This window comes from Photorhabdus temperata, assembly GCF_025384845.1.
GTDB classification, from domain to species: domain Bacteria; phylum Pseudomonadota; class Gammaproteobacteria; order Enterobacterales; family Enterobacteriaceae; genus Photorhabdus; species Photorhabdus temperata.
This window is the reverse complement of the sequence record NZ_JAJAFX010000097.1, coordinates 1-7,217: the sequence shown is the minus strand read 5'-3', so window position 1 is coordinate 7,217 and position 7,217 is coordinate 1. Positions and strand designations below refer to the sequence as shown.

Below are 7,217 nucleotides of genomic sequence, written 5' to 3'. Positions count from 1 at the left end.
CGTTGCGGATTATCGTCATGGGTGACGGTGAACTGTGCGGTTTGGAGCAGAAGGGTATCCGTATCAATATCTGAACGCGGTGCCGCTAATGTCAGAGACAGGGTAAATAACGATGAAAGTGCTTCATCTAACGTAAAATTGACGACCGCAAAAGTCATGGGCGCCAGGTTGCCGATAGTGCAGGAAAAGCGGAGTCCGGTTTTCATGATTTTTCCTCGTTATGTTACATGAGCTTCTGGTGCCCAGGCATATTGTAAAATTCCCAGTATTCACCGGTGTCGTCATTGATGACGGTTAATGTGTGAAGGCTTGTTTCGACCAGGCAGAGGGAAAAAGCGGTATGTAATGTCTTGGCAAAGGCATACATTTCGCCTTCGTGCTCGTAATTTTCTGGTGTCATACGAAGTGTGACTTTCTGGGCCCTCACAGGAATACCCTTCTCCATATGATAAAACGGTTCAATGTAGATTTTACTGAGGCCATCGGCCATGCGCTGAATATGCCGGCTACGCGGGGCGTCCAGATGTGCGAAGGTATCAAGTTGTTTGACCAGCGATCTGACGGAATCAATATGGCCGAGAAAAAAGGGCCCAATCGACAACAAGGATAGTATCGGCCAATGCTGATGACTATTGATGACGGCAGGAAAATCTTTTGACGCTGCCACGATGTTTTTGGCCTGAATATGGCTGGGTATCTCCTCGCATGGTATACAGATTTGCCCGATGTCCAGTGTTCGTGCTTGTGTATCGAACTTCTGATATTGGCAGTAAAAGTCGAGATGATGGTGTTCTGTTACAGGTTTTGCCTGATGATCGTAAAACGTGAGATTAATTTGACTGCCACCAAATGGTGATTCCTCCCGTATATGGTCAAAAAGCAATATGTTGTCACTGGGTTCGGCAAAATGGTGGGCTGTCAGTTGCGCGCTGTCGATAAGGGGAACACGGTGGTCAGATCCATCAGAGATTTCCTCTGGTTCAGATTGGAGTTTAATTCTGTCAATACTAAAGATTTCATCTGCTGCCAATACATAACGCGATTTGCCTTTTTCAAATGCTATCGGTTTTGTTCTGGTCGACACTAAGTTGATAACCGGTACGCAGTGGGGAATAAATGCGGGGGTAATGTCCTCAATGGGAATGTTGCAGTCGAATTCCAAGATAAGGGTAAATTGCTTATCTTCTCCCAAAGGGAGCTCAGAGATCTCCTCCGATAAGTCAAATGACATAAAGTCATTAACGTGTGGCAGATAGAGGTATTCGTATAACACCTGCAACGGCCAGAAATAGTCATGGGGTCTTGGCAGTACCAAATTTTCCTTCATACGTGGAGCGCTCTCGATAGACAGCCACATCTCTTTCTCTGCAAGGGATGTTTTCAGATAAGTCTCGTCCAGCGACTGATCCAGGTATTTCGTCAGTAAAGACGCCAGTTTTTGATCTTCTCCCAGAAAAAGCATGACGGGCCCGGTCTTCCAGTGGGGAGTTTGCCCATGATATTGAAAGGTCAGCGATATCAGGCTTTTGTTTTCGCTGTGTGTCAGCGTTTTATGGATCAAAGTGACCGGTTCAATGCTGATATCTTGGGTGGTTCTGAACGTAATTGCTGGGTTATGTTGTCTGGTGGAAATTCTACTGCCTTTGGCGATATGTGTGGCTTCAGTCATGCTGCCCGGTTGAATATCTAACTGGATAACGCTGGTTGAAGGGATAGGATGTAACGGTATCGGCCAGACCTTTCGTAAAAGAGGGTAAACCACTTCAGGGAAACCATCGTCAATTTTTTGCTGAAGACCCGCAGTCAGAAGCGCAAAACCTTCCAGTACCCGGAGAATATCCGGGTCACCAGACTCGGCGGTAAATGGAGCCAGGTGTGGATGCTCTTGTGCCGCGTGATGCATATCCTGCTTTATTTGAGAGAGTGCTTCTCGGTAGAAGTCTTCAAAATTTTTCATATTTACGCTTGTCTCTTTTGTATTCAAATATTAATGTTAATTTATGTTTCAATCTAATAAATATCAAGGTTGATATTTTAAAGATGTGTAAATATCACTTTAAAACAGTCAATAATGTAAATTTTATAGGTGTTTAAGTAACATGATGATTTAATTTATTTCAAAGAGTTTGATTTAGGGAGGTTTTCCTTAATTAAGTTGTGGCGCTATGATAGTCAGATGTCATAAGCTGAAATTAATATTTAACTCATAGTTAAGAGGGTAAAAGATGTTACGTTCCATTATTTTAGTTGGAGATTCGACTTCGCATGGCGGCAAGGTGCTGGCAGGTGATGGCGGTTTTGATGTGTTAGGGACGAAAGCGGCCCGGGTTGGGGATCCGGTATCCTGTCCAAAATGTGGTGGTAATCAAACCATCGTGGAAGGGACGCCGGGCATAGTCGGCTCTAATGGGCAAATGTATGCATTGGAGGGGATGAAAACCTCTTGTGGGGCGACATTGATTGCTTCGCAAAGTCTATTTCAGGCATAGGATGGCGGTAAAAGGTAATATTTTGCCTGAAATAGAGCGAGTTGGTTCAAATATGGATGCTCAGTTCTTCATTCTCTTTTTATAAACTACCCGGTTGGCGTGGTGGATTTCGGCCTGACATATTGGTCGTCGCACTGCGGATATTCTGACTCAATACTCCTTATCATTAAGGCGGTCCAGTATTTCCACGTGTTTAATGGTTTCTGAATCCTTAATATCCGGTGGTGCCGCCAGAAGTTCTTTTTCCCAGCAAGCCAGCCGTTTAGCTGGCAGTGGATGAATAGTGGGAAACCATTTTTTAAGTAAGTTTTTTAATGCAGCCTTCATTCGGAAAGATCTTCATCAGGGGGACCTAAACGATCCAATTCTGCCAAAATCAATGGAATTTGGGCGTCTAAATCAGTGGGCCTTTTATCTTTGCTCCACCAGATAAGGGGTCCGCGGCGTTTATAATCCACTTTACTGACTGCTTCTTTGCCGTTTAATAAGAATTTCACCATAAAGGCCACTGCCAGCGCTTTGTCATTGCCACTACTTAAAAGAGCAAAAGTATAACTGCTGACGTTAGGGATAAAACCACGTCCGATAAGTTGATTGTTTTCGTCCAGACCGTAGACTTTGAGGAACAGAATATTAGTTTTTTCTGCCATACCTACTTGTGGATAACGGGCAGCATAGGCTTTACCTTTATACCAGGTGTAAAAGATCTGCCGTTCACGATCGATAATTAATGGTGCCTGACGGTGTGAAAAAAATACAGCCCATACGAAAGGTGGAATAATCAGTAGGTAGAGTAGCAGAAATGCAATATCAACTTTAAACAAGTAGTCGCTGTTTTCAAAATAGTTATAACGGTAATATAGATATTTCTTCAGAGAGATCTCTTTATCATTGCCAATATAACGCATATCTTCCATATCCGCAGGTAAATCATTGCGTAAATAAAATTTTTCACCATAATCTTTTTTTGCATAACCGACCCATCGATGAATAGCTTCCTCATTTTTTTTTCGCGATTCCATGAAATCATTAACGTTTAACACCAGGCTGCTAATAATCCCCAGTGTAACCGGGATTAAGGCAATACTCCGGGTGCGGCGTTGAGTATTACGAATATGACATTCCTTATTATCAAGGTAGTCCAGTATTTCCATATGTTTAATGGTTTCTTCATCCTTAATAGCTGGTGGCGCTGTCAGAAGCTCTTTTTCCCAGCGTGCCAGCCGTTTGGCTGGTAGTGGATGAATCGTGGGAAACCATTTTTTGAATAAATTTTTTAATCGCTGCTTCATATAAATTCCCCATCAAAACTACCCTTGATTGTATTTTCTGCTGTCGGTTTTTCTCCCCATAGATAGCGCAAAGGAGCGATAACATTGTCTGACTGCTGGTAATACCAATATAGCTTGCTGCGATAAGGGTTTACTTCGCGTCCTTCTGTCGTGACTATTTCCAGTGTGGCTGTGTTGCCATTCAGAGTTAGCTTCGCCTGTTCTCGTGCGGCCTCGAATGTGGCATCACGAAAAGTGTCCCGTGTATACTGGCGACGGTTAATGGTAATAATGATAATTTGTGCACCGAGATAGTATATTTCATTTTCTTTAACGAAAAGCCCGTATATTTCCGAAACGCCCATCTGGAAAGCAGGTAAGATAAAGCGGTAGGTCGTTTTTCTGTATTCCCTCTGTATTTTCAGTTGTGGCTGAATAAACAGATTTAAAAATTCCTGGTTTTCTATAAGGAAAGCATTCTTAATGGTATCACTCATCTTTCGTGCATCTTTTAGCTGTTTTGTTATAGTTGGTCGCCCATCTATTGACCAGAAAGCATATTCAGCACCCGCTCCCCAAAAACAGTTATTCAGCACTTTCTCTAAATCTGACCAGGCACTGCTGGCCTGGACAATACTGCCCCCGATAAGCAAACTGGTCCCGACGACTATTGCAGTGAGTATGCCTCCCGTCAGGAAGGTGCCTGCGGCCGCTCCGATCCAGACCGCTGTGGTCAGGATAATGGAACCTGTCCCTATCGCTACCTGGCTATAACCTTCCACCTTATTGCCTACTTTAAAGGCATTACTGGCATCATAGAAGGAGACCAGTGCCCCTAAATAGCCTGCCACGCTACCGGCAACACGGGAGAATTGACTGACCATAGCCGTATTGACAGCAGGCACTTTTATGCCGTTCATCAGCGCTTTGACTATCGGGGAATTCACTTTACTTGCCAGCGTCGAGCCAATAGAGGTCAAATCGGCACTCATTCCAATCACCGCGGTACTAAAGCGCAGCAGGCTCATATAGGACGGTCCGGGCTGTAACGGGTTGTTGCGGGCATATTCTGTCTGCATAGCCACATCCGCCAGGGTAAAGGCATTCAGAAACAGGCTGACGCCGGTCAGTGAGGAGTCAAACAGTAAGCCAATGGACGGTTTACCGGCCCCGTCTAAGGTAAAAAGCTGAACCGGCGAGTCTGCAAGGGTCTTAACTTCCGGCAGGGTTATCACCGGTTTGTTGCCGAGTGATCCCAGACGTTTGCTCCAGTTAATGATCCGCTCCCCAATAGCCTGTGTCTGTACCGCTGGATCTGGCAGGTGACGATTTGTTTTCGATTCCAGCCGCTTAAGCACTTCCTGATAACTCTGTTCACTGAGCGCCACTCTGCCATCCGGTTCAATTACCACGCCCAGTGTGGAGAGCAGGGCGGGAACAAAGTGTTGGGTTATCCGGTCAATGGCTTTCTGGGGAAGTTGCCGGACGTAATTTGCCCCCTGATGAATCGCCTGACCGGGATCAGCACAGACGGTTGCCAAAAATGTCCCCATGCCCAGCAGAATATTATCGACGCCGTGAATAAACTGGCTTGCAAGCATCGGTGATTTGACTTTGTCGTTATTCAGCACGGTGATAACACTGCCGGTAATGGTGCGCCAGAAGTTGCCATCCCCGTTGCTGTCCGATTCTTTGGCGGCAAGTTTTGCCAAAACCTGTTGGCCGGGCAGGGAAGATTGCAGATTGCCGAGCAGACCGGAGAGGATTTCACTGAAAAACTGGAACTCCTGCGCGTCCTCTTCTTCCCGCGTCTCTTTTTCATCTTGCAGTGAAAAGAAGTAGTGAAAATAATTTTGTAGCCCGCCGACCTGATAACTCAGCTCCGGGTTGTCCGCAAAAGCCTCAAACAGTTTCATCAACATCGCCTGACGGACTTCAAAGTCTTGAGTGGTTTTTTTCAGTTTCGGCCAGTCGTTATCCCAGCGGTCCTGATTGATACTGTCATCAATTTTCTTTTTCAGTTCCGGGTTTTTGGTCGCTTTGAGCCTTTCGACGTAGAAACCGATGGTCAGCGGGTAGATATTGGCGGCGTTGTAGCTCTGTTGCCACAGATGCAGGATAGAGTACGCTTCGGCGATATCCCGCTGGCGGCCCACCGGGTCATGCAGAATAACAATCCGTGCCTGTTCGTGCAGGTGCAGATAACCGTTCATTTCCCGGATAATTGTGTCGGCATCCATTTCGTAGCTTTCCTGCGTGGTCAGCGCATCAATCCTGACGGTCGCCAAATCCAGTTCATTGATGTCTTTTTCCATGATGGCCTTGATGTCGGCAAACTGCTCCTGGCGGATTTTGTAATCGACGATGAGCTTACGGAAGTACTTGACTGAAGCTTTAACGGCGAAGGGAGACTGCTCCTGTTCAAGATTGATGAACTGCATGGTTTTCTGCCGCAGTTCCAGGCTGTCGTTCATTTTATCCAGTACTGAGGAGTGCCACGGGTGTTCACTGTAGGCGATACTGATATTGATGACATCTTTGGCGACAAACAGGAACGGGTGACCTTCGCCCCGAATGCCCGGCTCAGGGATCAGCCCTTCACTGGCGTCTTTACGGTTGAGGAACCTGTATTTTTTAAATTTCTCAACCCGCTGTTTTTTGCCGTTAACCTCTTTCTCCGACACGCAGTATTTAAAGATATGCAGGAGGCCCCGGGCTTTGCTGCTGCGAGCGGTAAGCGGGGCTTCTTCTTTGATATATATCCAGCCGGGCCGCAGGAGGCGGGCGGCGTAGCCTTGGGTCTTCTCGATTGATGAGGAGAACATCAGGGTGTGGATATCGGGGGGTGCCGCTGGTTTTTCCAGCTCTTTGCCGAAGAAATTCACATAAGCATAACGAACCGGGTAAATCGGTTTAATGTCGCAGTCACAGGGCTGAACATAATTATCGACTTCAAGATTTTGCGGGAACAGCTCGTAAGCTTTTTCTATCAATTTGTCGAAGCGGTCCTGAATGTCAGTTGTCATAACATTTCCTTAGATGTCAGTGTGTCGCACTGTTCAAAAAGTGAATGTGCCCGTATTGCCTGTATTTTTGTTTGCGAGCCGGTTGATTCCCAAAGCTGTTGCCAGTGAACTTCATCATTTGGCATTAAACACTTGGCGGCAACGTAATAGAGTATGGCCCGCTGTTGCGTCAGGCCCTGTAAATAGGCCAGATTAGTCTGCTGTAAAACAAAAGCAGGCAGGGTGTTTTTATTCACCTGACAGCGTTCAGCCAGATTTTCATTAATAAAGTCAATGGCTTTAAGTATGTGGCGTTGCTGCGCCTGTTGCTCATAAAGTTCACATAAGCGGCGATTGAGAGTGACAGGCGCGGGTTTTGCCTGTCGGATGTTTTCAGTGAGGGTGATCATGTGATGGGTATCCGGTTCATCACCATAGAACCACACGGCATT

General features: G+C 46.0%; 6 protein-coding genes and 1 pseudogene. 1 reads left to right on the top strand and 6 read right to left on the bottom strand.

Annotated features, from left to right (window positions below; genetic code table 11):
- Positions 1-206, bottom strand: a pseudogene (locus LGZ99_RS22790) (phage late control D family protein); the annotation flags it as partial.
- A gap of 17 nt (positions 207-223) precedes the next feature.
- Positions 224-1,957, bottom strand: coding sequence for a type VI secretion system baseplate subunit TssF (locus LGZ99_RS22785; protein WP_262979675.1), 1,734 nt, complete (start codon positions 1,955-1,957; stop codon positions 224-226).
- 268 nt (positions 1,958-2,225) lie between these two features.
- Here LGZ99_RS22785 and LGZ99_RS22780 point away from each other — a divergent pair, with 268 nt between their 5' ends.
- Complete coding sequence (locus tag LGZ99_RS22780; RefSeq protein ID WP_262979674.1) at positions 2,226-2,489, top strand: PAAR domain-containing protein; 264 nt, start codon at positions 2,226-2,228, stop codon at positions 2,487-2,489.
- A gap of 150 nt (positions 2,490-2,639) precedes the next feature.
- Here the strand turns inward: LGZ99_RS22780 and LGZ99_RS22775 are convergent, their stop codons facing one another.
- The 4 genes from LGZ99_RS22775 to LGZ99_RS22760 all read right to left on the bottom strand — a co-directional run.
- Positions 2,640-2,816, bottom strand: a complete 177-nt coding sequence (locus LGZ99_RS22775; RefSeq protein WP_262979639.1) for a hypothetical protein — start codon at positions 2,814-2,816, stop codon at positions 2,640-2,642.
- Complete coding sequence (locus tag LGZ99_RS22770) at positions 2,813-3,781, bottom strand: hypothetical protein (RefSeq protein WP_262979673.1); 969 nt, start codon at positions 3,779-3,781, stop codon at positions 2,813-2,815. Before LGZ99_RS22770 ends, LGZ99_RS22775 begins: the two co-directional genes overlap by 4 nt.
- Positions 3,778-6,786, bottom strand: a complete 3,009-nt coding sequence (locus LGZ99_RS22765) for a toxin VasX (RefSeq protein WP_262979672.1) — start codon at positions 6,784-6,786, stop codon at positions 3,778-3,780. Before LGZ99_RS22765 ends, LGZ99_RS22770 begins: the two co-directional genes overlap by 4 nt.
- Positions 6,783-7,217 (bottom strand): hypothetical protein (locus LGZ99_RS22760; protein WP_262979671.1); only part of this gene is annotated, 435 nt, incomplete at its 5' end. The genes LGZ99_RS22765 and LGZ99_RS22760, both read right to left, overlap by 4 nt.

Excerpts from the sequence above, each read along its gene's own strand:
- LGZ99_RS22780 (WP_262979674.1), top strand. The coding sequence starts at position 2,226 with ATGTTACGTTCCATTATTTTAGTTGGAGATTCGACTTCGCATGGCGGC.
- LGZ99_RS22775 (WP_262979639.1), bottom strand. The coding sequence starts at position 2,816 with ATGAAGGCTGCATTAAAAAACTTACTTAAAAAATGGTTTCCCACTATT.
- LGZ99_RS22770 (WP_262979673.1), bottom strand. The coding sequence starts at position 3,781 with ATGAAGCAGCGATTAAAAAATTTATTCAAAAAATGGTTTCCCACGATT.
- LGZ99_RS22765 (WP_262979672.1), bottom strand. The coding sequence starts at position 6,786 with ATGACAACTGACATTCAGGACCGCTTCGACAAATTGATAGAAAAAGCT.
- LGZ99_RS22785 (WP_262979675.1), bottom strand. The coding sequence starts at position 1,957 with ATGAAAAATTTTGAAGACTTCTACCGAGAAGCACTCTCTCAAATAAAG.